Annotated in this window: 20 protein-coding genes and 1 pseudogene; 8 read left to right on the top strand and 13 right to left on the bottom strand. The window is 69.4% G+C overall.

Features of this window, described 5'->3' with window-relative positions; all coding sequences use genetic code 11:
• Positions 1-411: 411 nt before the first annotated feature.
• Positions 412-3,150 (bottom strand): universal stress protein, encoded by a 2,739-nt coding sequence (locus KME78_RS12660; RefSeq protein ID WP_219529017.1) that lies wholly within the window; start codon positions 3,148-3,150, stop codon positions 412-414.
• A 154-nt stretch (positions 3,151-3,304) separates the two neighbouring features.
• On the opposite strand from KME78_RS12660, the gene KME78_RS12665 reads away from it, so the two are divergent.
• The gene (locus tag KME78_RS12665; protein ID WP_219529018.1) at positions 3,305-3,457 is read left to right on the top strand and encodes a hypothetical protein; all 153 of its coding nucleotides are present in this window, start codon (positions 3,305-3,307) and stop codon (positions 3,455-3,457) included.
• On the opposite strand, the gene KME78_RS67915 is transcribed toward KME78_RS12665, so the two are convergent.
• Positions 3,450-4,055: an STAS domain-containing protein gene (locus tag KME78_RS67915; protein ID WP_372454901.1), complete on the bottom strand. Its 606-nt coding sequence runs from the start codon at positions 4,053-4,055 to the stop codon at positions 3,450-3,452. The two genes, KME78_RS12665 and KME78_RS67915, sit on opposite strands and share 8 nt — an antisense overlap.
• Complete coding sequence (locus KME78_RS67130; protein ID WP_219529020.1) at positions 3,956-4,411, bottom strand: TraR/DksA family transcriptional regulator; 456 nt, start codon at positions 4,409-4,411, stop codon at positions 3,956-3,958. The genes KME78_RS67915 and KME78_RS67130 overlap by 100 nt, the downstream gene beginning before the upstream one ends.
• Positions 4,412-5,514: 1,103 nt before the next feature.
• On the opposite strand from KME78_RS67130, the gene KME78_RS12680 reads away from it, so the two are divergent.
• Positions 5,515-6,645: a PucR family transcriptional regulator gene (locus tag KME78_RS12680; RefSeq protein WP_219529021.1), complete on the top strand. Its 1,131-nt coding sequence runs from the start codon at positions 5,515-5,517 to the stop codon at positions 6,643-6,645.
• 286 nt (positions 6,646-6,931) lie between these two features.
• On the opposite strand, the gene KME78_RS12685 is transcribed toward KME78_RS12680, so the two are convergent.
• From KME78_RS12685 to fdxA, 3 genes are all read right to left on the bottom strand, one after another.
• Positions 6,932-7,264: a cupin domain-containing protein gene (locus KME78_RS12685; protein ID WP_219529022.1), complete on the bottom strand. Its 333-nt coding sequence runs from the start codon at positions 7,262-7,264 to the stop codon at positions 6,932-6,934.
• Between the two features lie 211 nt (positions 7,265-7,475).
• Positions 7,476-8,480, bottom strand: a complete 1,005-nt coding sequence (gene gap / locus KME78_RS12690; RefSeq protein WP_219529023.1) for a type I glyceraldehyde-3-phosphate dehydrogenase — start codon at positions 8,478-8,480, stop codon at positions 7,476-7,478.
• Positions 8,481-8,584: 104 nt separating this feature from the next.
• Positions 8,585-8,926 carry a ferredoxin gene (gene fdxA / locus KME78_RS12695; RefSeq protein WP_219529024.1) on the bottom strand — a complete coding sequence of 114 codons (342 nt, stop codon included), beginning with the start codon at positions 8,924-8,926 and terminating at the stop codon, positions 8,585-8,587.
• A gap of 77 nt (positions 8,927-9,003) precedes the next feature.
• Between fdxA and KME78_RS12700 the strand changes: the two genes are divergently transcribed.
• The 3 genes from KME78_RS12700 (at position 9,004) to aceE (ending at position 13,239) form a co-directional block, all read left to right on the top strand.
• On the top strand, positions 9,004-9,750 hold the full coding sequence (locus tag KME78_RS12700) for a helix-turn-helix transcriptional regulator (protein WP_219529025.1): 747 nt from the start codon (positions 9,004-9,006) through the stop codon (positions 9,748-9,750).
• The gene (locus KME78_RS12705) at positions 9,747-10,202 is read left to right on the top strand and encodes a hypothetical protein (RefSeq protein ID WP_308126916.1); all 456 of its coding nucleotides are present in this window, start codon (positions 9,747-9,749) and stop codon (positions 10,200-10,202) included. Before KME78_RS12700 ends, KME78_RS12705 begins: the two co-directional genes overlap by 4 nt.
• A gap of 286 nt (positions 10,203-10,488) precedes the next feature.
• Positions 10,489-13,239, top strand: a complete 2,751-nt coding sequence (gene aceE, locus KME78_RS12710) for a pyruvate dehydrogenase (acetyl-transferring), homodimeric type (RefSeq protein ID WP_219529026.1) — start codon at positions 10,489-10,491, stop codon at positions 13,237-13,239.
• A 171-nt stretch (positions 13,240-13,410) separates the two neighbouring features.
• Here the strand turns inward: aceE and KME78_RS12715 are convergent, their stop codons facing one another.
• The 5 genes and pseudogenes from KME78_RS12715 to KME78_RS12735 form a co-directional block, all read right to left on the bottom strand.
• Positions 13,411-13,860, bottom strand: a complete 450-nt coding sequence (locus tag KME78_RS12715; RefSeq protein WP_372454902.1) for a helix-turn-helix transcriptional regulator — start codon at positions 13,858-13,860, stop codon at positions 13,411-13,413.
• A gap of 140 nt (positions 13,861-14,000) precedes the next feature.
• Positions 14,001-14,477, bottom strand: a complete 477-nt coding sequence (locus KME78_RS12720; RefSeq protein ID WP_219529027.1) for a hypothetical protein — start codon at positions 14,475-14,477, stop codon at positions 14,001-14,003.
• Positions 14,478-14,565: 88 nt separating this feature from the next.
• A complete protein-coding gene (locus KME78_RS64205) occupies positions 14,566-15,039 on the bottom strand; it encodes a DUF6461 domain-containing protein (protein WP_219529028.1) in 474 nt (157 codons plus the stop codon).
• 152 nt (positions 15,040-15,191) lie between these two features.
• Positions 15,192-15,302, bottom strand: a pseudogene (locus KME78_RS67920) (hypothetical protein); the annotation flags it as partial.
• A 502-nt stretch (positions 15,303-15,804) separates the two neighbouring features.
• Entirely contained in the window at positions 15,805-16,080 is a 276-nt protein-coding gene (locus KME78_RS12735; protein ID WP_308126918.1) for an NAD(P)-dependent oxidoreductase, read from the bottom strand.
• Between the two features lie 294 nt (positions 16,081-16,374).
• Between KME78_RS12735 and KME78_RS12740 the strand changes: the two genes are divergently transcribed.
• A complete protein-coding gene (locus KME78_RS12740) occupies positions 16,375-18,873 on the top strand; it encodes a hypothetical protein (protein WP_219529029.1) in 2,499 nt (832 codons plus the stop codon).
• Between the two features lie 39 nt (positions 18,874-18,912).
• Here KME78_RS12740 and KME78_RS12745 read toward each other — a convergent pair whose 3' ends face one another.
• Both KME78_RS12745 and KME78_RS12750 read right to left on the bottom strand, forming a co-directional pair.
• Positions 18,913-20,007, bottom strand: a complete 1,095-nt coding sequence (locus KME78_RS12745) for a patatin-like phospholipase family protein (protein ID WP_219529030.1) — start codon at positions 20,005-20,007, stop codon at positions 18,913-18,915.
• Between the two features lie 88 nt (positions 20,008-20,095).
• A complete protein-coding gene (locus KME78_RS12750; protein ID WP_219529031.1) occupies positions 20,096-21,856 on the bottom strand; it encodes a tetratricopeptide repeat protein in 1,761 nt (586 codons plus the stop codon).
• Between the two features lie 40 nt (positions 21,857-21,896).
• On the opposite strand from KME78_RS12750, the gene KME78_RS12755 reads away from it, so the two are divergent.
• Both KME78_RS12755 and KME78_RS12760 read left to right on the top strand, forming a co-directional pair.
• Positions 21,897-23,972 carry a tetratricopeptide repeat protein gene (locus tag KME78_RS12755; protein ID WP_219529032.1) on the top strand — a complete coding sequence of 692 codons (2,076 nt, stop codon included), beginning with the start codon at positions 21,897-21,899 and terminating at the stop codon, positions 23,970-23,972.
• Complete coding sequence (locus tag KME78_RS12760) at positions 23,950-26,712, top strand: hypothetical protein (protein ID WP_219529033.1); 2,763 nt, start codon at positions 23,950-23,952, stop codon at positions 26,710-26,712. The genes KME78_RS12755 and KME78_RS12760 overlap by 23 nt, the downstream gene beginning before the upstream one ends.
• The last annotated feature ends 7 nt before the right edge of the window (positions 26,713-26,719 follow it).

Genomic DNA, 26,719 nt, shown 5'->3' on the forward strand with positions numbered 1-26,719 from the left:
CAGGCTTGCTCTGGACTACGGTTCCCTTCCACGCTACAACGCCCAGCATTCGGGTCACCACGCCGCCGGCGCCGCATCGAGTCTCTCGGCTACGGCATCGCGCACGGCGTTGCGGCCATACAGCAGCGCCGGTACGTCGACACCGTGCGCTGGGATCGGCTCGGTGCACCTGGGAACCGCAGTGAGTGGGCAGTCGCCGCGCTGCGCCTGCTCGAAGGCCAGCTCCAGCGCCCGTTGCGCCGATGGTCAGCGGTCGACGCCGACCATGATCGGAGAGCCCAGGGCGTCGGCGAAGGCCGCGGACGACGATGACGGTTCCGATCGCATGGGTGGCGACCTGCTGGCTGACCGAACTGCGCAAGAGGCAAACCGGGCAGGGCGGTGGGTCTGACGTCGCCTTCGGGTGGGCCTTCACGGCAGTCGGAGCGTATAGCCGCCGCGATTGTGGGCCAGTCGGGCGATGGCGTGGGTCTGTTCGTCGTCGTTGTCATCGACGCGGTCGAACTGCTCGGCGACCCGGCCGCCCGCGCGGTCGCAGAAGGTGGTGGCGATGTAGCGTTCCTGCCCGGACGCTTGGACGCCCTGGACGTCGAACAGGGCGCTGGTACGGGAGATGGTGGCGATCTGCGCGTAGATGTCGATCGCGGCGTGGGCAAGGCGTTTCTGCTGGCGCTGTCGGAATTGGATGTCGGGGCCATGGATGCGCAGCAGCTTCTCGGCAGTGGCACGAAGCTGACCGACCTGGCCGGCGACCCGGTCGGCGTGGCGGCCAAGCGTGGGGTGGGCGGTGTCGAGCCGGTCGGGTCGTACCCGGCGCCGCAGACGCTGACCGGCGTAGTCGGCGAGGATGCCGATGCTGCCGATCGGGTCGGTGAGGTTCAGGTGGCGCAGGTCGGTGACCTCGTCGGCGACGGTTTTGAGGCCGGCGAGCGCGACGAAGGCGCGCAGCACATCGTTTGCGCCTTCGAAGATCGAAAAGACGCGGCTGTCGCGCAGCGCCTTGGCCGCCGGCGAGTCGGCCATGTACGCCTGACCGCCTAGGAGTTGGAAGACCCGGTTGACGGCGTACCAGTGAAACTCGCTACCGGCGATCTTGGCCATGGCCGACTCGACAGAGTAGTCCGGCACGCCGGCATCGACGAGACCGGTGGTCAGATAAGCCATCGACTCGAAACCGTACAGGTAGGACACCATCCAGCTGATCTTGTCTTCGACCAGTTCGAACTCGGCCAAGGGCCGGCCGAACTGCTCGCGTCGGGTGGTGTGGTCGATGGCCAGGTCGATGAGGCGTTTGGTGGCGCCGACGACGCCGGTACCCAGCGACATGCGCCCGTTGTTGAGGGTGTGCATGGCGACCCGCAGGCCGTCTCCGGGTTCGCCTAGGACGTTCTCCTTGGGCACCCGTACATCGCGGAAAGTGAGCCGGCGCAGGTCGTTGCCGCGCAACCCCAGGGTGTCGTAGCGGTCCGGGGCGTCGAAACCCGGCATGCCCTTCTCCACGATGAGAGCCACGTGACCGGTCTCAGCGCGGGCGAAGACGCACACGACGTCTTTGCCGCCGTTGCCGATCCACCGTTTCTCGCCGTTGAGGACGTAGGAGCCGTCTGCCTGCCGCTCGGCGTAGGCGGTGATGCCGCGCATGTCGGAGCCGGCGCCGGGCTCGGTCAACGCGAACCCGGCAAGCTTACGGCCGGCGGCCAGATCGGGCAGGAACCGGGCCTTTTGCTCGTCGGATCCGAACAGGTGGATCGGTTTCATCCCGATCGACTGGTGCACCCCCATGACCACCGACAGGCTGCCGTCGTAACCGCCGAACTCCTCCATCACCCGGCAGTAGCCGGTCTGCGACAGGCCCTGCCCGCCGTACTCGGGCGCCACATACAGGCCGAGCAGGCCGCGTTCGCCGAGCCCGCGCACAATGTTGTCGCCCACCCACCGTTCCTGCTCAACCTTGATCGGGTCGTAGCTCGCGTCCAGGAAGTCCCGGGCGTCGCCGATCAGGCCGTCGACGCGGCGCTGCTCGTCACGGGTCAGCTGCGGATAGGGCATCACCATCGTGGCCGGCAGTCGGCCCGTGAACAGCGACTTGGCGAATGACGACACTGGCGGTGCGCCCGTGTCCGCTGCCTCGGCGCCGGTCCGGTCTCGTGCTGCGGGTCGCGTGCCGATGGCCGGGTGGGGCGCTACCGGTGCGGTGGGACCGGTGGCTACGTGCGCAGGTTCCGGGGCGTCCGACACGTCCTGCCGAGGTCGGGTCGTGTCGCCGCCATGGGTGGCTTGGGCACGGACGATGGCCACTGTGCCGGTCGCGTGGTGCAGCACGCGCTGGCTGGTGGAGCCGAGCAGCAGGCCGGTGAAGCCGCCGCGGCCACGGGATCCTACGACGGTCAGGGCGGCACCCGCGGATTCGGCGACCAGGACATCGGTGGACTCACCCTGGACGGCCTTCTGCTGGACCGGAACATCGGGGTACTTCTCGCGGCATTCGGCCACGGCTTCGGCGAGCAGCCGGGTAGGCCATTGGTACAAGTAATCCGTGTAGTAGCTCCCGATCCGCCACTGGTAGGCGTGCACGGCGACAACGCCCAGGCGGTGCAGCGCCGCGTACGCGAAGGCGAAGTCGACGGCCAGATTCGACAGGTCCGAGCCGTCCACGCCGACCACCACCTGGCCGGTAGCCGGGCCGGTCTCATCGGGGCCGCCGGATGGGCTGTCACGCACGACGACGACGGGGCAGGCGGCGTGCGCGGCGGTCTGGACGCCGACGGACCCGACGAGCAGTCCGGTGAACCCACCCAGGCCGCGGTGACCGACCACCACCAGGGCAGCGTCGCGGGAGGCGTCGATCAACGCCGCGGCGGGGGCGCACACTGGAAGATCAGTGCTGATGTCCAAGGCGGGGGCGATCTGGCGGGCTCGGTCGGTGGCGGTGCGCAGGAGTTGTTCGGCTTCCTGCTGGAGCCCGGCATCGGGCGGGCCCATCACCGGCGGTTCCAGCGATACGCCCATCAACGGCCACAGGAACGCGTGCACGATCCGCAGCCGATACTGCCGGGCGGCCGCTTCTCGGGCTGCCCAGTCCACCGCGGACAGGCTCTGTGGAGAGCCATCGACTCCCACGACGATCACAGCGGCCTGGTTGATGGTCATGCTCTCGGTCCCCTTCCGAGTGTGAGCGACGGCGGCTGCCGCAGCTGGGTGATCTGGCCGTCGGCCAGATCAGTCGATGCCGGGTTCAGGTACGAGCGTTGCGGGTCCGGCTGTGGATGGTGATCTCGGCGCCTGCACCTGCGTGAGGAGTTACGTGCCCGGATCGCTGAGCGGCGATGGCTTCGCGATGGTCAAGAGCGGGGCCGCGTTATTCCCGGCCTTCGGCGTGTGCCACGCGCCAAGCACGATCAGCAGCTTTCCGGCTGAGCCGGATGAGGTGGCGCCGTCGCCGGCCAGCCTTATCTGACCGCGCAACAGGTGCAGAGTTCGACAGGCGGTGCCCGCGTCCACCGTGGATGGTTTGCCTGCCGCGGCCGTGCGGCGATCGTCGCCCGTGTGGCAGCCGGCCATCGGCGAGCGCCGGCCGCTCGAACATGACTCAGCTCCGCGGCTGCAGGTGATGCCAGCTCTGCCCACTGGTCGAGTCGGCGTCGCCCGGGCTGCGGTGATCGTGCCGGCCGACTGGTCGACGGTGCCGGCTGCGGGAGGTGCGTGAGCTCCTCCAAAACACCGGCAAGGTCCAGGACCCGGCGCACGCGCCGCTGCGGATTGACCACCGTGTAGCCGCGTCCACGCCGGATGGCGATGTTATGGCCGGCCACCAGGGCGCCGATTCCCGCACAATCGAGGAACGTCACCGTGGCCAGGTCGACGACGACGTCGACCGGGCCTGGTGCCTGCAGTGTGTCCTCGATGGCGGCTCGCAGCGCACCGGCGGTGAGCAGATCGATCTCGCCGACAGGGGTCAGCGTGACGACCCGGTCGCCGACCGAGTATCGGGTCGATGAGAAACGCATCGGTGGCCTCCGTTCAGTGCAGTTGTTGCCGCGTTCGCGCCGGTGCATCCCGGCCAGCTGCCGGCCGGGCAGCCGGTCAGCTTGCGCTGGCACGGCACGCAGAACCGGGCGTGCGGCAGGATTTCCAGCCGTTGCGGCGGGATGTCGGTGGCGCAGCGTTCGCAGATCCCGTAGCTGCCCTCAGCCATGCGCCGCAACGCCTGCGCAGTGTCGGCCACCACCTGGCGGGAGGAGGCGATCAGCGCTTGGAGGATGTCGTCGTCGAAGCCGCCGCGGTCGGGCTGCCGGCCGCACACGGTAAGGTGTGCGAGCTGGTCGCTGTGCCGCTGGAACTGCTCCTCCAACGTGGTACGCAGCTCCTCGATCGGATCGTGCACAGTCGGATCGTCCACAGTGCTGGTCACGTAACTGGCCCCTTTCTCAAGGTTCGCGATGGCAGGCGCGGCAGATGTCCACGCCGCGGGTCGCAATGGGTGCGCTGGTGCCGGGTGCGAGCCAATGGGATTGGGGCAGCCGCGGCGGCGGGATCCCGGCAGGCCGCCATGGCCTGCCTCCTCGCTCGATCCGGCATCACCTTCTACAACCAACCTACGTCGTCATGAGGCGGAAGGCAGGGGGCTCCACCGGCCAACATGCCAGGGGCCTGGTTGCCGACCGTCGGCAATCACAACGTCACCGCGCTCACCTGGCCAACGAGGACCGCACGCCGTCGCCGGACACCTCGTGCCCGCGCCCGTCGACATGATGAAGACACCGGTGATCAGCGATCGTTCCAGCAGGTCGGCCCGGCAGCTGCGTGGCCCGGTAGGCGCTATGGTCAACGCCGTCCGCCGACCGCGACCTGCCCCTCTCTGGTCACGTCGACAGCGGCGACGCTGGTCGCCTCCGTCTATCGTGGTGGGCTGTCGCAGGCGTTTCGTCAGGTCGGTGGCGGCGTGGGCTCGCCGGCCGGCCACTCGCCATGGGATTGATGCCGCGTGCCGCGATCAAGGGTGGAAGACGGCGGCTGCGAGACGGTGCCGGGACATGGACATCGACGACGCCGCGGATGACGAACAGCGGCGACGGCCAGAGCAGCGACGGCTCCGGCCGCCAGCACGAGTGAGGCTCTCAAAGATGGGCCGTGGTGGGGTTGCTCGGACACGTCCTTCATGGTGGTTGCGTCCCGCGATATCGGGCAGGTGCAGGCGAATAGGCACGGCCAGGTCTAAACTGCCGACGTCCGGCAAGGACCGGCTGGCGAAGCAGGCGCCCCGTCATCGTCATCGAGACCCGTCGACCAGCAGGGTTGACCAAGCTGGCCGGTGGGGTTTCCGCCGCTGCCGCCGGGCACCGTACACGGTGCATCGAAGGCGTCCGTGGTTCGGGAGGCGAGGCGGGTACGGAGGTGGGCATGGCCGACAGCACCCGGGGGCGCAGCGAGCGCCCACCGTCGGAATCTGAGCCGGATGATGCGTGGCTTATCGGGGTCGCTGAGGGGGCCAGCCGGGACGCTGGGGGTGTGCCGGTGGAGTTGCTCGGTGAGTACCTGCCGCTGCTGGCCGACGCCGCCGTCCACGGACGCCGGCCCAAGCACGGCGAACTGGAGGCGGTGGGTCTGCTCGGCCGGCGGGCCGCGGAACAGGGCATCTCCGCCGGGCGGGTGGTTCAGCTGTACCTGTCGGCGGCGCGGCGGCTGTGGCAGGACCTGCCGATGGCGGTGCGCTCCCGCGACCGTGAGGAGGTGCGCGCCGCCACCACCGCAGTTCTGCACGTTGTCGACGTCGCGGTCGCCAGGCTCGCCGAAGGCTACGCCGACGCGCGCCGCGACCTGGTTCGCCGGGAAGAGACGCTGCGCCGCGAACTGATCGACGACCTCCTGCGCGGCGACTCCGACCTGGGCGCCTTGGTGGGACGCGCCGAGCCGTTCGGGCTCGACCTCGCCCGCGTCCACCAGGTCGCCCTCGCCGCGCCGAGCCGGCGGCTGCCCGATGCCGACGCGGCGATCAGCGCCCTGGAGGCGGTCGTGTTCGACCGGCTCGGTGACCGGGACGTGCTCGTCGCGACCAAGGACGGTCTCCTCGTCGTGCTGGCACCCGCCGACCCCGCCCTGGCCGGCCGGGTAGCGCCCACCGCCGATCCCGGAGACGACCTTGGGCGGCTCATGCACCGCGAACTCAGCCGCCTACCGCGCGGGCGCCCTTGGCGGGTCGCTGTCGGCCGTGCTTATCCGGGCCTGTACGGCATCGCCCGCTCCTACGAAGAAGCCCGCGAAGCGCTCACCATGGCCGGCCGGTTGCATGTCGACACCCCGGTCGTCAATGCCCACGACCTGCTCATCTACCGGGTTCTGCTACGCGACCAACCCGCCATCGTCGACCTGGTACACGCCGTGCTCAGCCCACTGCTGCAGGCTCGCGGTGGCGCCCAGCCGCTCCTGACCACCCTGGAGGCCTACTTCGACACCGGAGAGGTGGCCACCGAATCGGCCAAGCGGCTGCACGTGTCGGTGCGCACCGTCACTTACCGGCTGAACCGGGTCAAGATGCTGACCGGTTACAACCCGGCAGACCCTGCTCACCGCTTCACCCTGCAAGCGGCGGTGCTCGGCGCCAAGGTTCTCAACTGGCCGGAACAACCCTTGCCCACGTCGGCCTAGCCTGGACAGCGAGCAACCCATACGGCTGGAGTCAGTTGAACGCGACCCGTGCCGCTCAACAAGTCGATCAAGGTCCGCCCCGGACGGGCATCGGCCACCCGGCCGCAGCTGTTTATCGGCGCGACGACCATGATCATGCATACGCCGTGGTGCCTCCTACGATGACCGGGACATGACCTGGGCGTGGTGGCCGCGGTTGAGCCGGCCCGCCTCAGCCCGCACGACGCTGCGGCACCGGTGCGAGGGCGTTTCGCCCGGCCTGCTGGGTGGCCGCGCCATCATCGGATCAGAGCAGCTTGGCAACGGTCAACAGGACCGCGGAGTCCTCCAACGCCTCGAGACTGTGGCGGGTGTCGGGCACGATGAGCAGGTCTCCGGTGCGCGCCTCCCACGACTGCGTACCGGCGATCATGCGGACACGGCCGTGGAGCACCTGCACCGTGGCCTCGCCGGGGTTCTCGTGCTCGGCGAGGCTCGCGCCTTGGCTCATGCCGATGACCGTCTGCCGGAGCACCTTCTCGTGGCCGCCGTAGACGGTGCCGGCAGCGTGACCGCCACCGGCCGAGGCTGCCCGGTCGGCTTGTTGGCGGGCCAGAGCTGTGAGCGAGACTTTCTGCATGTCGTCCTTGCCTCCGGGTTTGACTGCTGGCACAGGCGTGGGACCGCCTCTGGCGTCTTTTGGGCATCGCCGCACTGCAACGTGAATCGTCTCTCACACTGGTGCGGCGCCACTGGGCTGCGGCGTCTCTGGTTACCGGCCGGCTTATCGCCGAGGACCGCGGTTTGCGAGTCCGGAACGTAAGCGCCGCAACGGTCTTTGAAGCAAGGCATCAGGTCGCGGCCACGCCGAGCGTGGTGCGAGCCTCGCGGATCATCTGGTGGGTGAATCCCCATTCATTGTCGTACCAGGCCATCACCTTGACCAGGGTGGCATCCACGACTCGGGTCAGGTCGAGGTCGACGACGGCCGCACGGGGGTCGCCGACGATGTCGGCGGAGACCAGCGGATCCTCCGAGACACCGATAATGCCCTGGTAGTGGCCGGATGTAGCCTCCTGCCGGTAGGCGTCGTTGACCTCCTCGACGGTGGTGGGCCGGTCGGCGACGAACACGATGTCGGCGATCGAACCCACCGGGATGGGGGCGCGCACCGCGATCCCGTCGAACCTGCCGGCCAGTTCGGGGACGGCACGGGTGGTGGCTCGTGCCGCTCCGGTCGAGGTGGGTACCAGGTTGGCCGCTGCGGCCCGCCCGCGCCGGAAACTCTTGCTCGGGCCGTCGACGAGTTGCTGGCCGGCGGTGTAGGCGTGGATGGTCGTCATCACCGCCCGTTGGACCCCGATGTGCCGGTGGGCGACCTCGATGACCGGGGTGATGCAGTTGGTGGTGCAGCTGGCGCAGGAAATGATCTGCGGTTCACCTTTGGGGTGGTTCACACCGTGGACCACCGTGGGCACGCTCTCCGCGGTTGTCGGCGCGGAAAGGATCACGTACGAGGCGCCGGCCCGAAGGTGCTTTTTCAGGTCGTCCTCGGTCTTGAAGACACCGGTGCATTCCAGCACCAGGTCCACGCCGAAGTCAGCCCACGGCAGGTACGCCGGGTGATGTTCGGCGAACGCCGGGATCCGCCGGTCGTCGATGAGCAGCGCTCCGTCCACGGCGTCGACCTTGCGGTGGTAGCGGCCGTAGACAGTGTCGTATCTGAGCAGGTAGGCCAGGTTGTCGACGTCGGCGATGTCGTTGACCACGACGAGGTCGAGCCCGTCGCCGTCCAGGAGGATCTTCAACGCTGCCCGGCCGATGCGGCCCAGTCCGTTGATGGCCACGCGTGGCATCTCATCCCACCTTCATCTTGAAGTCTCGTCAGCATGCAGGAGCTGCGGCGAACCGGCGACACTCGCAGCTGATGCCCTACCCGATCCGCGCGGTGAAGCCGCCCTCAGGTGTGGCTCGGGTGACCGGTGACCAGCGGGGTATCCACTCCCGCTCGGCCGAGCTTGGCCGCCCCGCCCGGCGAACCCAGCGCCGCGACCGCGCCAGGCAGCGCTTCGGTGAAGAATCTGGCGTTGTCGGCGATGAACTCCGACCAGGCCGCCGGCACGTCGTCCTCGTAAAAGATCGCCTCTACCGGGCAGACCGGCTCGCACGCGCCGCAGTCCACGCACTCATCGGGGTGGATGTACAGCGCCCGAGCCCCCTCATAGATGCAATCGACCGGACACTCCTCGACGCAGGCCCGGTCGACGACATCGATGCACGGCTCCGCGATCACATAGGTCATATCGGCCTCCTCCTCGCCGGGCATCGCACCAGCGGCTGTTTTTAGACTATCAGCATCATTTTTAATAGAGTGGTGGGGTGGACAACAAGCGAGCGGGCGAGCGAACCCAGACGCACGGCGCACTCGCCGTCGCCAGCCGGCTGCGGCTGCTGGATGTGTTGCGGGCCAGCGATGGCCCATTGGATGTGCGTGAGCTGGCCGCGGCGTGCGACCTGCACGTCACCACCGTCCGCTTCCATCTCGACGTCCTCATCGATGCGGGCCTGGTGCGAAGCCAGGCCGGCCAGTCCGGGACACGAGGACGCCCGCGACGGCTCTACAGCCCGGCCAGCCGCGCCATCGCACCCAGCGGGCACACCGGCTACGAGCTGCTGTCCGCGCTCCTTGTCGCGCAATGGGTCGGCGACCGCGACGAACGCGCGCAACGGGCCGAACAGGCCGGCTGGGCATGGAGCGGACAACGCGAACTCCTCCCCGCGCCGGCAACCGCCCCGGCGACGCTGGGCGAGGCGGCGGTCCATGTGAACGCCGTGTTCGCCGAGCTCGGCTTCGACCCCGAACTCGGCCACGACGGGGACAGCATGCAGATCCGCCTGCATGCCTGCCCGTTTCGCGCCATCGCCGCGACGCATCCGGAGGTGGTCTGCTCGATCCACCTGGGCATGCTCCGCCGGGCCCTGGCCGACGTCGAGGCCCCACCCACGACGGTCAGTCTGCAGCCCTTCGTCCAGCCTCACCTGTGCCTGGCACAGATCACCCCTGCGGCCGGGCCGGTCCACGGCCAGCAGGCTCCACCGCCGCCCGGCGTCGGGAGTCAGCCGTGAACACCCATCTTGCCGCCGTGGCGCAGATCGCCGTCCCGTTCCTCTGGCTGGGCATGGTGCTGGCGATCTCGTTCCTGGAAACCCCGCTGAAGTTCCGCGCGCCCGGCATCACCGTGCCGCTCGGGCTGGGCATCGGCCGGTTGGTCTTCCGGGCCCTCAACGTCGTGGAACTCGCCTTGGCCGTCACACTCACCCTGGCGCTGCTCGCGAGCAACGCCAGCAAGGTCAACCTCGGTGGCACCGTGACGACGGTGCTGATCGCGCTCTGGACGCTGCTGGTCATCCAGGTGGCGATTCTGCGGCCCCGTCTGGATCGCCGAGCGCGACACCTCATCCAGGGACAGAGTCCACCGCGATCGCACCACCACCTGGCCTACATCGCCGCTGAATGCGCCAAGATCGTGCTCCTGCCCGCCCTCGGCATCCTGCTTACTGATCGGCTCCTGCCATGACCGTCTGCCAGGCGACGCCGACAGGTCACCGACCGGCCGGGCCGGTTTGTCGCCCGCACCCGCCGCAGGCTCAGGCCACGGCATCGCGGCCTGGCACCCGGGCCGCGTCAAAGACTGCCCGGCGCCTTTTCGGCGCCGCACGTTCGTCGCACGGGCGCCGGTCCGGCTGCGCTTCGCCGGCTCGCAGCATGAGCGGAGCAGACCAGCCCCCGTCCGGGCCGGTGTTGTGCGCATCAGTGCCGGTGAACGTCGCAAGGTCAACGCTTTCAGAGAAAGGGCCGACGTCATGACCTCAGAAATGCAGCGCCAGCCGCTGATCAGCGGCGGGCTGCCCAGCCAGCTTCTCGACCTGGACCCCGCCGAAACGCAGGAGTGGCTGGAGTCCTTCGACGCGGTAGTGGACCACGCCGGATCGAATCGGGCCCGGTACCTGATGCTCAGCATGCTGCAGCGCGCCCGGCAACGGCAGGTCGGGGTGCCCAGCCTGCACAGCACCGACTACATCAACACCATCGCGCCGCAGTTGGAGCCGCCGTTTCCCGGCGACGAGCAGATCGAACGGCGCATCCGCGCCTACATCCGGTGGAACGCCGCGATCATGGTGCACCGGGCGCAGCGGCCCGGCATCGGGGTAGGCGGGCATATCTCCACCTACGCCTCGGCCGCGTCGCTGTATGAGGTGGGGTTCAACCACTTCTTCCGCGGCCACGGCGCCGAGGGCGGCGGCGACCAGATCTACTTCCAGGGCCACGCCTCGCCGGGCATGTACGCACGGGCCTTCCTGGAAGGCCGGCTATCGGCAGACCAGCTCGACGGATTCCGGCAGGAACTGTCCTGGCCAGGCGGCGGCCTGCCGTCCTACCCCCATCCGCGGCTCATGCCGGACTTCTGGGAATTCCCCACCGTCTCGATGGGTCTGGGCGCCATCAACGCGATCTACCAAGCCAGGTTCAACCGCTACCTGCACCACCGCGGGATCAAGGACACCAGCCGGCAGCGGGTGTGGGCGTTCCTCGGCGACGGGGAAATGGACGAGGTCGAGGCGCTCGGCGCGATCGGCGTGGCCGCCCGCGAGGAACTCGACAACCTCACCTTCGTCATCAACTGCAACCTGCAGCGCCTGGACGGCCCAGTCCGCGGCAACGGAAAGATCATCCAAGAGCTGGAGGCCTTCTTCCGCGGCGCCGGCTGGAACGTCATCAAGGTGATCTGGGGCCGCGAGTGGGACCCCCTGCTGGCCGCCGACACCGACGGCGCGCTGGTCAACCTGATGAACCTCACGCCGGACGGGGACTACCAGACCTACAAGGCCGAGTCCGGGGCGTTCGTCCGGGAGCACTTCTTCGGCCGCGACCCGCGCACGGCCGCCATGGTCGCGCACCTGTCCGATGAGGAGATCTGGGGACTCAAGCGCGGCGGACACGACTACCGCAAGCTGTACGCGGCCTACCAGGCGGCCGTGCAGCACACCGGCCAGCCGACCGTGATCTTGGCCAAGACCATCAAGGGCTGGACCCTCGGCTCGCACTTCGAGGGCCGCAACGCCACCCACCAGATGAAGAAACTCACCCTGGATGACCTCAGGTCCTTTCGCGACAGGCTCTACCTCGACATCCCCGACGGGGCCCTCGACGAGAAACTGCCGCCCTACCACCGGCCGCGCGAGAACGCCCCGGAACTGGAGTATCTGCGCGAGCGGCGCCGCGCGCTGGGCGGCTATCTGCCCACCCGTACCGTGCCCCACCGGCCGCTGACCCTGCCGGACGCCGCAGCGTACGCGGTCACCGGCCGCGGCTCGGGCCGGCAGCAGGTAGCCACCACGATGGCGTTCGTCCGGCTGCTCAAGGACCTGATGAAAGACCCCGGCATCGGCCACCGGTTCGTGCCGATCATCCCGGACGAGGCCCGCACCTTCGGCATGGACGCGCTCTTCCCGACCGCGAAGATCTACTCCCCGCACGGGCATACCTACCTCGCCGTGGACCGGGAACTGATGCTCAGCTACCAGGAGGACACCAAGGGTGTCCTGCTGCACGAGGGCATCACCGAAGCCGGCTCGACGGCGTCGTGGACCGCGGCCGGCACCTCCTACGCCACCCACGGCGAAGCGATGATCCCGATCTACATCTTCTACTCCATGTTCGGCTTCCAGCGCACCGGCGACGGCCTGTGGGCAGCCGCCGACCAGATGAGTCGTGGCTTCCTGCTCGGCGCCACCGCCGGCCGGACCACCCTGAACGGCGAGGGCCTACAACACGAGGACGGCCACTCGCTGCTGCTGGCCTCCACCAACCCCGCGTGCCTCGCCTACGACGCCGCCTTCGCCTTCGAACTCGGCCACGTCGTCCGCGACGGCCTGCGCCGGATGTATGGCGAACCCCGCGACGGTGAGGACCAGAACGTCTTCTACTACCTCACCCTCTACAACGAGCCCATCGCCCAGCCGGCCCAGCCGGCCGACGTCGACATCGACGGCATCCTCGCTGGAATGCACCGCTACCGCCCAGCTGAGAAGACCGACGGGCCGCGAGCGCAGATCCTGGCCTCCGGCATCGCCGTGCAATGGGCGTTGCAGGCGCAACGCCTGCTGCGCGACGACTGGGGCGTCGGCGCCGATGTCTGGTCAGTGACCTCGTGGACCGAACTGCGCCGCGAAGCCCTCGCCGCCGACGCCTGGAACCTCGCCCACCCCGGCCGGCCGCGCAGAATCCCGTACGTCACCAGCCGCCTGGCCACCGAACCGGGCCCCGTCACGGCCGTGTCCGACTGGATGCGGGCGGTGCCCGACCAGATCGCGCCGTTCGTTCCCGCCCCCTGGTCCTCCCTGGGCACTGACGGCTTCGGACACTCCGATACCCGCGGGGCGCTGCGCCGCCACTTCCACATCGACGCCCCCTCCATCGTGCTGCGGGTGCTCACCCAACTGGCCGAGCGTGGAGAGCTTGACGCCTCCGCGCCCGGCAAAGCCGTCGAGCTGTACCGGCTGAACGAGGTCACCGCCGCCGCGCCCGGCAACACCGATCGCTCCGCCGAGTAAAAACCCGGAGACTCTCGTCCACCGCTGATGGGGCGCGTGGGGGCAGGGGGAAGCGCGCGGGATGCTACTGGGCTCAGGTCGGCCAGACGATGGCCGCGGTAGCGGCCTCGACGGCCGCCCGCACCATCTCTGCAGGTAGGGACCGAGTAGCTGGATGGTCCTCGGGGACGTTCATGGCTCGACCAGGCCCGCGCGGATGGCATGGCGGGTCAGTTCCAGCCGGTCGCGCAGGCCGAGCTTGTCCAGGATGTTGGCGCGGTGCCGTTCGACGGTCTTGACGCTGATGACCAGGATGTCGGCGATGTCTTTGGAGGAGTGGCCTTCGGCGATGAGTTTGACGATCTCCTCCTCGCGTGGGGTGAGCGGGGTGTCGGGCACCGGCTCGCCTTGCTGGTGGCGTTGCAGGTAGTCGCGGATGAGCGCGGTGATCGCTCCGGGGTAGAGGAACGGTTCGCCGCGCATGGCCGCGCGGCAGGCCTCGATCGTCGTCTGTGCAGGCGACCAGGAAGGGCGCGCCGTCCTGCCCGCCCTCGACGACGAACCCGCCATGGCGTTCGCTGAACTCCCCGCCCCCGCCGTACGCAGCACCTTCCGGATGGCCTCGGCATCGCGGTCCCGCACCGTCCCAGGCGGCCGGTTCCCCGTCCGTACCCGAACTCCGGCGTGCCCTCGCTCATAGCCCCCGCCGTAAGCGATCTCACACCTCAGTCGCAGAGTCCCTGTATCGCCGCAGGTCAAGGGCATATCCGACGAAAGTTTCGTCAGGACTGCTGGGACCCCTTCCCCAGCGCCTGCGGGTCGCCGGCATCATCGTGCTCCTCTACGCGATACCCCTTACCCGGGTCGTCCAGCTCACGGTCGATGATCTGTTCCGCGACGGAGAAGACGTGTTCCTGCGCCTGGGGGAACCGCCCTCGCCCGTCCCCGAGCCGGTCGCGTCCCTGCTGCTGGACTACATTGCGGCTCGCGACATTATGAACACCGCCATCAACCGTGCCTCTCGCTGGCTGTTCCCCGGCCGCCGAGCGGGCCAGCCCTGCCGCCCCGACCATCTCTCCGAGCTCCTCAACGAGATCGGCATTCCAGCGGCCGCCGCCCGCGGCGCTGCCATCCGGCAACAACTCCTGGAGATGCCTGCCCCCGTCGTCGCCGACGCCCTCAGCTACCACGACAAGACCGCCGCCCGCCTCCTTCGAGAAGGTGGCGGAGGGTGGAACCGCTACGCCGCCGGGGAACACGGAACGTCACCATAAAGCCCTGCAGGAACGACAACTTACGGCAGCTGAATAGGCGGGCCCACCAGTCAGTACCGGAGACCCATGGGGGTTAATCGGCGTCGTGATCAGGCTCAGGGCCGCTTACCGCGTTCAGTTGCTCGAGTAAAGCGCCGAGGCTCTTCCCGGGCTGAGGCTCTTGTGGCGGTGGCAGGTCGGCGATCGCGCCCACCAGGAGTGGTCCGTCCAGCAGGTCGGCGGTGAACGTCACGCCGGTGAGGCGGGCCGCCATCGCGAACATCCGCGCGAGGCCATGTCCGGACAGGTCGTCGTAGCGTTGGTCCCAGTCCTCATCTGAGCTCTCCTCGAGAGGCAGGCCGAACTCGCGCATGAGGCCGGCGAGCCGGTCGGTGTCGGCACCGGAGCGACGCTCGGGAAAACTCGGGTCGAAAGCCGTGAGCACCATGCCGTCCGCAGCGTAATGAAAGTAGTCGCAGGCATAGTCATGCCGCAGGATGGACACCACGTCGGTGCCGGCCGACAGCCGCGCCAGCATCTCCGTCCCCGACCAGCCGTACGGCTCCACCGCCGCGCACCCCTCGCCGGTTGCGACCACTCCGGCATAACCACCTCGTCACCGCCGTCGGTCACCATCGTGAAGTCGGAAACCGCCAGCTCCAGCTCGGCGAAGCTCATCTGCGTGCTCGTGCGGGCGCCGAACCGGCGCAGCACCTCGGCCGGGTCGAGCCCGCGCAGCAAGGTCACGCAGTAGATTTCGCCGAGCAGGTTGCCCCGATCGCCGTACGGCGGTTGCAGCCAGCGGAACGGCGTCAGCGCATCGATGGTCATGTCGCGATCTTGGCAGGCCCTACCGACAAAGTCAGGCCCACTTCACCCTTCCGCGCGCACCTGCTGCCCGAGAGCCCGGCTTGTTGCCGCCGACATCACGGAAAGTCACTACCACGGCCCTCGGCTTCGAGAACTCGCGATAGTCGAATAGGTGACTCCACCAGTACCGAGGCCGTAGCAACACGGTAATCATCAGCCGGATCCAGAAGGATCGTCACCGGTACTGGCTCAAGCGGCGCCGGGATGGTCGTCATGAATTCATCCTGACCGGCAGGGCCGGCCCTTCAACGTAATTGCCGACACGAGGGCCGATTGCCGCGGATTTGTCTTGAATTCCGGCAGGACGCGTCGATTGAATGCGCCAGCAGATGCCTCGGTGTGCGCAGACGGCGCCGCGCGTCGCACCTCAGCGCTCGCATATGCGGCAGGGCTGCTCTTCGCACCACTACTGATCACTCATGGCAATGTGGAGCTGACCGTGTCCTGACGTTTTGCAGCTGACCTAACAGGCACTGGCGTGAGGTCCCCTGCCAGCAACAGGCAGTATCTCCGATTCGGTGTGGTCGAGCGCGGCGTAGAGTCGGCCGCGCGTCAGTTCGGCAGTCAGTGCTTCCTGGTCGACCAGCGTTCCCCAGGCGATGTTGATGAGCGTCGCACCGTCGCGCATGAGTGCCAGGCGGGCGGCGTCGATGAGGGGCCGAGTCTCGGGCAGTGCGGGGGCGTGCTGGCTGACCATGTCGGAGCGGGTGAGCAGCTCGTCCAGCTCCACGTGCGGCACACCCAGATCCTCCGTCAGGTACGGATCAGCGACGAGAACGCCCAGGGCTGAACGGGCGCAGCAACTCGATCACGCGCCGTCCGATTCTGGAGGCGCCGACGATGCCGACGGTTGCCGAAGCCAGGGAACGACCTTACGGGCCAGGGCGCCGTCGAGATCGGGGGCTGGACGTAGGTCCCGTCCTCCTGGCCGCCCAGCCCGCCGCCTTCGGCTGAGGGGACCACGCCGGGTGATTGTGACGCTGTCGCGCGCCCGTACCGGCGTTGATGTAGACAGGGGTCCATGGAGCCCGTGATGGAAGCGCTCACCGGTTGGCTCGCGACGCCGACGTGGGAGGAGTCGGCGCGCTTTTTGGCCGGCCATCCGATCCTGCTCACCGACGCGGGCGAACTGGCTCTTGCGAGAGAGATCCCGCGAGAGACGGAGCCCACGTCGCTCACCGGTTTGGAAGAGCATGCGATGTTGCTGCAGCAGGCCCGCCGCCACGGCGTGGAGGCGACATTCACCGAGTGGGCAAGACGGCGCGAGGAGATCACGCAGGCCTCGGCGCTGGAAGAGTCCGCTACCGCCCGGTATGGGGCAGGCGATGCGACGGCGCTGGACGAGCTCGTCCAGGCCAGGGCTCGAATCAGTGAGCTGATGGTCGACATCAGGAGCCGCCATCAAGCGGCCCTGGTGGAGGAGGCCCACGCCCTGTGCGAGCGGCACCGCCTCACGCGCCACGACGACGATCTCGGCCGCGCCGTGGAGTGCCTGCGATCCGCGTTCCGGCCACCGATGACCGCATCCCCCAAGTGGGTGACCGTGGTGACGGACGTGGTCGGCCTGCTTGCCCACCGCGGGAGCATCGCCGCACTCGACCTCGCCCAGACGCTGGTGAGCAGGGCGCTCAACGTGACGGCACCGGACTCTGCCGCTGTCCCTACCTTGCTGAGCCTGTCAGGCCGTGTGCTCCGCATTCGGTGGGAGTGCGGCGGAACGCGGAACGATCTTGGCCACGCCGTGTCTCTGCTGGACCGGGCAGTCGATACCGACCGCGCCGCGGCCTTCCACCATCTGCCGCGCTCGCTGGAGAACCTCGCTATCGTGCTGCTGGAGCGCTACCGAGAATACCGCGAGAAGCCCGACCTGGATCGTTCCGTGGCGTTGTTGTCCGAGCTCGAAGACTTGCTGCCGAGACGGTCCCCGCAACGGTCCACCGTGCTCACGAACTTGGCGGGAGCGCTCCTGCTGCGCGCGGACGCCGGATCTGTCGACGAGGAGAGGGCCGACGACCTCGATCGGGCGTTCGAGCTTACGGGCGAGGTGCTGGCGTCGCTGCCGCCCGGCTCGCCCGCCGCAGCCACCGTCCACGGTACGCTGGCCAACGCCTGGCTCAGCCGCTACGACACCGGTCATGAGCTGATCCAGCTCGACCGCGCGGTCGAGCACGGCGAGCGGGCCGTCGCGGCAGCCGTACCGGGGAGCCGGGATCGGCCTGCGCACCTGGTCAGCCTGGCGAGAGCGCTGCTGAAACGTGCCAGAAGGCTGGCAAATAACGAAGACTATGATCGCGCCGTCTCGCTGTACCGCACCGCGACCGAAGAGACCTTCCCGCAGTCGCCCAGCTTCAAGGAGCGGCGGAGCGGGTTCGGCACGGCGTTACTGACCCGATATCTGCACAGCGGCGCGGAGCAGGATCTGCATGAGGCCATGTCGCAGCTCACCGAAATCCCGGCCACGGAGGCAACCGCGCCCTCTGTCCGCGACACCGAGCTGCTGTACGACGCCGGGAACGGGCAGTGGATCCGATATCGGCGTACACGCGACCTCTCATGCTTGGAACGGGCGATTGCCCTGTTGGAGATGGCCGCAGCCGACATTTCTGCCGACTCCGTCCATCGAGCCCAATGTGTCAACAGCCTCGCCGGAGTGCTTACCGAACACTTCATCCGCACCAGAGACGTCAGCAGCCTCCGCGACGCCGTGGCGTACTTCCGCGAGGCGATGGACGGCGCCGACAGTTCCTCCGAACGCCTCGACTACGTGGCGAACCTCGGGAACGCCCTGCGTCTCCTCTCGGGCGCCACCCCTGACGGAGAGGGACTCGACGAGGCGGTCACGCTCCTGCGATCGGCCCTCGGCCTGGTGCCGGAGTATGCCGCGCAACGCGGCCCGCTCCTCACCAATCTTGCAGCCGCCCTGATCGTGGCCGGCGGCCAAGCCGAGTTGGAGGAGGCTGAACTCCACCTCAGAGCGGCCCTCGAGCTCACCGCCACGGGCTCGCCGGATCGCCCTGTGCAGCTGGCCAACCTCGGCCGCGTACTGATCAGGCTGCACGGTCATACCGGGCAGCAGCACCACCTCGACGAGGGCGTCCAAGTGCTGAGGCATGCCTGCCAGCTGGGTTTGAAAGCCGATCCCGACGTGACTCTCGGGGTTTGCCGGCCCTGGGGCGGCTGGGCGGAGCATCGCGGGGAGCACGCCGAGGCGGCAGAGGCGTTCTCCTGGGGCATGCGCGCCGCGCATCAGCTCTTCCAGGCGCAACTGTTGCGCTCGCATCGGGAGAACTGGCTCGGGAGCACGGCAGACGTACACGTGCGGGCCGCGTGGAACCATCTCGCGCGCTCACCCCAACACCGCGGTGACGCGGTGCTCGCCCTCGAACGCGGTCGGGCTCTGCTGCTGTCCGAGAGCCTGAGATTCCGCGATTCCGCCCTCGACGCTCTGGCCGAAGGCCCGCACCGAGACCTTGCCGAACGCTTCGGCAGGGCGGTGGCCCGCGTCGCCGAACTGAGCGCGCTTGATCGGTGACCGACCGACGTTGCCCTTCGCCCGCATGGCAAGGCAGGGTCACGGCCCCGCCAGCAGTTCCGGGCAGTAGTGCGCCAGCAGCACTCGCGTGAGTTGCTCACCCCTGACAGTGAGCAGGCGGAAGTTCTCCGCCGACACCGCCCTGAAATCGGTCGGGTAGTCGACGACCGCCGCACGGGGCACGTAGTCCGCGATCGGAACGGGAAGTTTGTGATCCCGCATGGCCAGGTAGGCATGCACGAACCCGCGCAGCGGGCCGCGCTCCACCGCCGTGTTCAACAGCGCACGGCTGCCGTCCTGGGTTCTGTTGTAGGCGATGTCGAAGCTACGGACCAGGCGTCCGAGCAGGAAGGGGGCAGCCTGTTTGGTCGTCCGGCCGCGGCCGGCGTCGATGGCGAAAATATAGTCCAGGTCGTACACGTGGCTGGTGAAGGCGCGGGATCGTCCAGGCAGCAGCGGGGACAGGCCCAGGTTGTCGTACACGCCGCCGTCGGTCATGAGCACGGCTTCGGTTCTGGTTCCCATCCGGGCGTCGGCGAAGTCGTAGGTGCGGGCGAGGGCGGGTAACAAGGCGGGGAACGCGGCGGAGGCGGCAACGGCGTCGGCGACCGGCACAGCCTGGACGATGCGGCCGTAAGCCGAACAGGAACTGCCCGCGCTGCCGAAACGCACGGCGTTCGTGGTGATGAGATCGGTCGCGGAGATGACGCTGGTGAGGTTCGGGACGGTGATCTGCTCGACGGTGCGGGAGCCGAAGAACCGCGTCGCCAGCACGTGTACGAGTGCCTCGGTCCGCGTGAATGTCCTCAGGCGACGCCGTGGCAGCCCCGGCATCGACCGGACCCTGCTGACGACCCCCTTGAGCACGCGGCTTGGAAGCAGCGCGCTCCGGATGAGTTCGGCCTGCATGCCCCGTCGGAGGAGGGCGGTGACGTTGTCGTCGAAATCGGCGAAGTCACGCGGGCCGTATGCCCACATGGCGGCCAGGAGGCTGCCGCCGCTGATTCCGGAGACGACGCGGACCTGGGGCAGGAGGCGGCTGTCGTGCAGGGCGCGCAGGCAGCCGAGACCGAAGGCGGTGGCTCGGAAGCCTCCTCCCGACAACGCGAGCCCGATCGCTGGAGCGGTGCTCATGAGCGCCTCCCGTGCCGTGCTCGTCCTGGCGGCTCGGTCGGATACGTACCCGCGCCGGCAGGTGATCTACGGTCGAGTGCACCCCCGATTACTCCAGGAGCTTGCTCAATGAGACACTCTCCAGCTCACGGACATGCCTCGACGCTCTGGCGTAGCGGTCGGCGAGAACGCCGAGCCGGGCGCGAAGGCGGACGGGGTCGTGTAGGGCCTCCGCGCTCACGCGTGCGCGGCCTCCTTCGAGCACCGCGGCCGCCTCCTTTGGGCCGCCCGCGCGGACGAAGGCGTACGCCGCCCCGGCGGCGAGGTCCGCTTCGGTCCGCAGCCACATCTCCCACGCTCCGCGTTCGTGCTGCGCCCGGAAGAGCCACCGGGCCGCGTCCACCGCCAGCCGGTAAGCCTTGGCCGCCTCCGTCCACGCCTGGCGGACTGTGGCCCACTCCGCCCAGCGGCGCCCCACGTCGAGGGCGATCTCCGGCTGCCGGCCCAGGGCGGCTGTCACGGCGTACTCGAAGCCCTCGATCCCCGCGGCCAGGTCCTCGGGACGTCCCTGGACGTCGTGCCGAGCCCTGTGGGCCGAGGCCAGGTTGCCGCGCGCCAGCGGGTCCTCCTCGCCCGCCTCACGGAAGGCTCCGATGGCCGCCTCGACATCGCCGCAGGCCAGGAGGGTCAGGCCGAGGCCGTTCCACAGCCGCGTGATGTGGGGTGATCCGGGAGGGCACCCGCCGATCGCGCGTCTGAAGGCGTCCTCCGCGGCGGGCAACGTGTCCTCTCCGGTCTCGAACCTGTTGAGGTGCACGTTGCCCAGATGGCCCAGGCAGATGGCGGCGGGCAGGGAGCCTGGCGGTAGCTCGGCCGCGGCGCCTTCGAGAATGGCCGACGCCTCCGCCAGAGTCGCGGGATCGCGGTCGCGGGCGAAACGCAGTTGGAGCAGGTCCCCGAGCGTGGCGCGCAGCATGGCCGCCTCCGAGGTGTCGCCGTCTAGGTCGATGGCTCGCCGCGCGGTGTCGATGGCCTCTTCCAGATCGGAGAGTGAGCCGCGGTGCTCGTAACGGATCGTTAGGCAGTTGGTGAGGGTGCTCAGCAGCGTGGGGAGGAACTCGGTCGCGGAGCCGGCGCGAATGGCTCGCGCGGAGGTCGTGATGGCCTCGTTCAGGATCTCTGTGGCGCCGTCGAGTTCGTACCAGATGCCGAGGTTGACGGCGAGGTCGTGCAGGACGACGGGATCGTCCTCGTCGGACAGTGCCACGGCCCGGCGTCCGGCATCGATGGCGGCCAGGAGGTCGGCGGTGTCTTCATGGTGTTCGTAGCGTATGCCGTGGACGTTGCCCAGCGCGGTGAGGTGGTGCGGCTCGGGCGCGGCGGCCACGCAGGCCGCGAACCCCGCCACCGCGAGTTCGAGGTCGCTGTCGCGGTGTTCCTCGAAGAACCGGTTGATCGCCGCCAGCCCCAGGACATAGGCCATGGTGGCTTGCATGTGCGGCGTCGCCTGGGAGAACAGCGGATCGGCGACCAGGCGGGACAGCAGAAGGATCGATCGGTCGCGCTTGCCCGCATTGTTGTCGGCGTCAGCCTCCTCGCGGGCCCGGATCGCCGCCAGCCATGACGCGCGCAGTCCCTCGGGGACGCCTTGGGTGGACACCGCGTCGAACGCCTGGCGGATGCCGGCGCGGCGAGCGTCGCGCAGGACTTCCCGGTAAACCGGCGGATAGCCGCCCAGGAGCGCGTCGGCGCGATCGGAGAGCAGCTCGGGGTGGCGCGTCACGATCGCGCGTGACTCGCTCCAGGACGCGGCGCCGACGAACGCCTCGATCAACGCGAGCAGCTCGGCGTCCGGGGGGTTGTGGCACATCCTTCCTCCCCGTCACGATGTCAGAGAGAATCGTACCGAGATGGACGGAGATCAGCTCGTCGCCGCGTGGCTGGCACGGTTGGACCGGGTGCCTCCCGGCGACCCTGACCGACCCGATCTGCTGAGCCGGTCGGCGGGCGAGTTTCTCGACCGCTGTGGGCCGGGCGGCTCATCGGCTCACCTGCTGGATCTGGCCCGCGCATGGCTGGAGGAGGCCGTCGCCGCGGTCCCCTCGGAGTCGCTGGAACACGGGTTCCATCTCAGCAACCTCGGCGTGGTGCACCAGGAACGGCACTCCGTCACCTGCGACCAGGCGGCGCTGGATCAGGCCGTCGAGTGCTTCGCGTCCGCCGCGGACCAGGCGCCGGCGCAGGACCCCGATCTGCCGATGTACCTCAACAACCTGGCGAACGCGCTGACCGGCCGCGCTCTGGCCGCGGACATCGCGCGAGCGGTCGACGCCGCCGCGCGAGGCGTGACGCTGACGCCCTGGGACTCGCCGGACCTGCCGCTCTACGCCAACACGCTGGGCAACGCGCTGTTCCAGCGGTACGAGGCCGAAGGAGCCTGCGCCGACCTGGACGTCGCCGTCGACGCGTATCGGGCCGCGGCGGGGCAGGGACGGGGCACGGACGTCCACGCCATGTCCCTGGGGAACCTGGGCTCGGCACTGTGCGCCCAGGCCGCTCTTAGCGGCCGGAGCGCGCTCATGGACAGAGCCGTACGTGCCTGCGAGTCGGCTGTGCGTGCCGCCCCCGCCACCTCCGCGGATCGCGAGCCCCGGCTGACGGGCCTGGCGGACGTCCTGCGCGAGAGTCACGTGCTCGGGGGCGCGCCGGCGCCCCTGGAGCGGGCGATCTCGATCTACCGGACCGTCCTGGCCAGGGCCGCACCCGGCGAGCTGCCGGGCTACTGGAACAACCTGGGCAACTGCCTGCGCGACCGGTTCGCGGCGTCCGGATCTCGGGCCGACCTCGACGGGGCCATCGCCTTGTCCCGCCAGGCACTCGATGCCGAGCCCGGCAAGCTGCTCTACCTCGGCAATCTCGCGAGCGGGCTCCGCGCGCGCTACCTGCTTCTCGGCGACGAGACCGACATGCGGGAGGCGCTGGACGTCTACCGGAAAGCCGCCTCGTCCCCCGGTCCGGCGGTCCTTCGAGCGCGATGGCTGAACAACCTCGGCAACGGCTTCCACGAGCGCTACGTCCGTGCGGGTGACCTGGACGACCTCCACGAGGCGATCCGGGGGTACCGCCGGGTCGGCGAGCTGGCTCCGGAGGGGTCGGTGGGCCGGTCCCGCGTGCGCGGTAATCTCGGCACCGCGCCAGCGGAGCTGCACAACGTCAACGGGCAGGCGCGCGAGCTCGACGAGGCCGTCTCCCCGTTCCGTGAGGCTGTCGCCGCCTCTCCGCAGCGAGCCCTCGACTTGGACAATCTGGGCACTGCACTGGTCACGTCGTTCTGCGGTAAGGGTGACCGCGCGCTCCTCGCCGAAGCGGCACGGCTGCACGAGGAGGCGGCTCCTTATGCCCAGGCGGAGGCGACGGGCTCGTACCAGGACATGCGAGCCGCCCTGACGGTGCTGCGCCGGACGGCCGAGCGAGCGGAGCCCACCAATCCGCACATCGCACGATATGTCGGCAATCTCGCAAGCGTCTATCGACAGTCGCACGCGCTGTTCGCGGATGAAGCAGACCTCCGCGAAGGCGTACGCTTCTACCGGCAGTCGTGTTCGACGCGAACGGCCGCGCCGATCGTCGTTCTGCGCGCGGCGCAGGACTGGGCGGCCTGGGCAGGCTCACGAGCGGCTTGGCCGGAGGCGGCAGAGGCGAGCGCAGCCGGGCTGTTGGCCATGGAGGGACTGGTCGCCATCCAGGCCGCCAGAGCTGAGAAGGAGGCTTGGCTGCGCGAGGCGCGAGAGCTGCCCGGCATCACCGCGTTCGCCTGCGCTGAGACGGGCGCGCTGCAGCAGGCCGTGACGGCGGCCGAACGGGGCCGGGCGGTGTTGCTGTCGGAGACGATCGAAAGGGAGAAGCCCAGATTGGAGCACCTGCACGAAACAGGCCACGGCAGGCTGGCGGACAGGCAGAGAGATGCTGGCAGACCTCGTCGCTGAACTGCGATCGGCCGAGCGTACCTTCCTGTACACGGGGAACGTCGAGCTCCTGGACCGTGCGGAGACGCTGATCGGCGGTGACCTCGCCGACGTGCCGTTCGCCGCCCCTACCCGGCCGTGGTTATCGCTGCTCCGCTACGACCGCACCGGCAAGGAAGCCCATCTTGACGCCGCCATCGGCGTGCTGGAGGCGAGCAGCTGGTCCGACCCGCGGCTGATCCCGCTGGCAGCCGCCGTGCTGCTGCGCCGCTGTGCCCGCGACGGCGACGTGACAGACCTCGATCACGCCATTGAGGCTGGCAGCGAGCACGCATGCGGGGCGCAGGCCGGACCGCTGTGGCTGGATCCGGCCTGGCGCCTGATGGATCTCTCGCGCGCCCGCCTTGAGCGGTATCGGCTCGGTGCTGACGAGGCCGACTTGCGCCACGCCGTGGACACCGCCCGCCGGGCCGCCAAGAACGCCGGCGAGCGGATCGTTCGCGCGATGTGTCTTGGTCACCTGGCGCTCTGCGAGCAGGAGCTCTACCTGGCCTCCGGCACACGAAGCCTGCTGGACCGGGCCATCCGCAGGTACGAGCGGGCGCTGGCCATGGCCGGCACGAGCCCGGTCGTCCGCCCGATGCTGCTCACCGAGTACGGCACAGCCCTGCAGGACCGTTTCGCCGAGGACCAGGACCTCGCCGACGCCGACTGCGCCATCACCCTCGCCCGGGAAGCGGCGCAGGCCCAGGCATGCCGTCCGGACCTGGCCTGCCATTGGGTCAACCACGGCACCGCGCTGATGACCCGCTACGAGTCCACCGGTGACCCGGCTGATCTCGACGAGGCGCTGCGGCGCTGGAACGAAGCCATGGACATGCTGCCTGCGGGCTCACCGTACCGTCCCGCCTTCCACGACCGCCTGGCCTACGGGTTCCTCACCCGCTGGGAGCACGGGCACGGCACCGAGGCCGACGTGGAGCTCGCGGTGAGCCACGGCCGCCCGGCGGTACGCGAGGGAGCGTCCAGGCCCGAAGCCCTCGTCTACCGCAACCATCTCACCCAGGCCCTGTCACACCGGTGGAGGATCGGCCGAGCGCCCGCTGACCTGGACGAGGCGGTCACGGTCGTCGCCGGCGCGGTCGAGGCGCCGGGCAACGCGCAGGCCCTCCTGCCCGATCTGCTCGCCAACCTAGCTCACACGCTGCTCAACCGCTACGAGGCCCTGGGCGACCCGGAAGACATCGAGGCCGCGTTACAGGTGATGCACCGCCTCAACGGCCGCGACCTTCGGCAAGCGCAGCGGGCCACATGCACGGCGGCCGTGGCGCGCGCCCTGACCCTGCGCTACGAGGCGGCAGGAAGCCCCGCCGACCTGGCGGCGGGTATCGCCGCGGCCCGTCGCAGCCTGGCTGGCGGCCCAGACATCACCGGGGACGCCCGCCTGAGCTGGCTGGTCCGGCTCGTCCACCTGCGTTACCTGCGCTACGGGCGGCGCCGCGACCTCGACCTGGCGATCCGGTCGATGGCGACGGCGATCGGCGACGAGGCCGGCGCTGACAACCTCGGCAACCTGGCCGCCCTACTGTCGGAGCGCTACGAGCGCGACGGGGATCCCGCCGATCAGGCGGAGGCGCTCAGCCTCGGGCGTCGCGCGCTCCAGGGGAACGTGAGCGAGTCGGCCCACCTCGGCAACAATCTGGCCGCCGCCCTGCACGACAGGTTCCACAGTGAGGGCCGATGGGACGAGCTCGAAGAGGCGGTCGCGCATCACCGGGAGGCACTGGCCCTGGAAGCAGCGACCTCGCCCAGGCTGCCAACCATGCTGAACAACTTCGGCGGTGTCCTTCAGGACGTCTACCTGTACAGCGAGGACGCCGGGCTCGACGAGGCGATCGACGCGCACCGGCGGGCGGTGGAGCTGTGCCCGGCGGCCTCGCCGCATCGGCCGGGCTGCCTGGCCACCCTGGGGGCGGCGCTGCAACTGCGATTCGAACGCGATCGCCGGCCAGCGGACCTGAACCGCGCCGTCGACCTCTATGAGCAGGCCCTGGAAGCGCTGGACGCCGGCGCGCCGGACCGCACCATGGTCCTGGCCAACCTCGCGTCAGTGCTGCACCTGCGTGCCATGGCGAGCGGAAGGAGGGCTGACCACGACCGCGTGGTGGACGTGTTCCGATCCGCTCTGCGCCGCGTCCGCGGGCCCCGACCGGTACGAGCGATCCTGCTCAGCAACTACGCGCAGGCACTGGCGGAGCGCCACGACCGGTTCGGCCACCCGTACCGGCGGGCCGAGGTGCTGGGCGCCTACCGCAAGGCGGCAGCCGCGAGCCAGGGCCAGGGGGTGATGAGGTTGCACACGATGACCGCGTTCGGCACGTGGACGGCGCGGCGGGGCCTCTGGCCGCTGGCCGTCGAGGCGTGTCACGCGGCGGTGGAGGCGCGCCGCGCCCTCTTCGGCGTGCAACGGGAGCGGGCGCATCAAACCAGCTGGCTGCGCTGGGGCGAGGACGTCAACGCCGCCGAGGCGGTGGCCCGCATCCGTTGCGGAATGCCCGGTAAGGCCGTGGCCGCACTCGACGGAGGCAGAGCTCTTGGCCTGTCAGAGGCGCTGGAGACCCGAACGTTGCCCGACAGGCTGCGCGCCCAGGGACACGACGAACTCGCTGCGCGCTACGAGCGGGCTGTGGCGCGGCTGGCCCGGGCCCTGACCGCTCGGGCCGTGGAGGCGACCCGACCAGGACTTCCGGGGAGGGCCTGAGCAGGTG

This window comes from Nonomuraea guangzhouensis, from assembly GCF_019396345.1.
In the GTDB taxonomy this organism is placed as follows: Bacteria; Actinomycetota; Actinomycetes; order Streptosporangiales; family Streptosporangiaceae; genus Nonomuraea; species Nonomuraea guangzhouensis.

Excerpts from the sequence above, each read along its gene's own strand:
- KME78_RS12660 (WP_219529017.1), bottom strand. The coding sequence starts at position 3,150 with ATGACCATCAACCAGGCCGCTGTGATCGTCGTGGGAGTCGATGGCTCT.
- KME78_RS67915 (WP_372454901.1), bottom strand. The coding sequence starts at position 4,055 with ATGCACCGGCGCGAACGCGGCAACAACTGCACTGAACGGAGGCCACCG.
- KME78_RS12685 (WP_219529022.1), bottom strand. The coding sequence starts at position 7,264 with ATGCAGAAAGTCTCGCTCACAGCTCTGGCCCGCCAACAAGCCGACCGG.
- gap (WP_219529023.1), bottom strand. The coding sequence starts at position 8,480 with ATGCCACGCGTGGCCATCAACGGACTGGGCCGCATCGGCCGGGCAGCG.
- fdxA (WP_219529024.1), bottom strand. The coding sequence starts at position 8,926 with ATGACCTATGTGATCGCGGAGCCGTGCATCGATGTCGTCGACCGGGCC.
- aceE (WP_219529026.1), top strand. The coding sequence starts at position 10,489 with ATGACCTCAGAAATGCAGCGCCAGCCGCTGATCAGCGGCGGGCTGCCC.
- KME78_RS12740 (WP_219529029.1), top strand. The coding sequence starts at position 16,375 with ATGGAAGCGCTCACCGGTTGGCTCGCGACGCCGACGTGGGAGGAGTCG.
- KME78_RS12745 (WP_219529030.1), bottom strand. The coding sequence starts at position 20,007 with ATGAGCACCGCTCCAGCGATCGGGCTCGCGTTGTCGGGAGGAGGCTTC.
- KME78_RS12750 (WP_219529031.1), bottom strand. The coding sequence starts at position 21,856 with ATGTGCCACAACCCCCCGGACGCCGAGCTGCTCGCGTTGATCGAGGCG.
- KME78_RS12755 (WP_219529032.1), top strand. The coding sequence starts at position 21,897 with ATGGACGGAGATCAGCTCGTCGCCGCGTGGCTGGCACGGTTGGACCGG.
- KME78_RS12760 (WP_219529033.1), top strand. The coding sequence starts at position 23,950 with ATGCTGGCAGACCTCGTCGCTGAACTGCGATCGGCCGAGCGTACCTTC.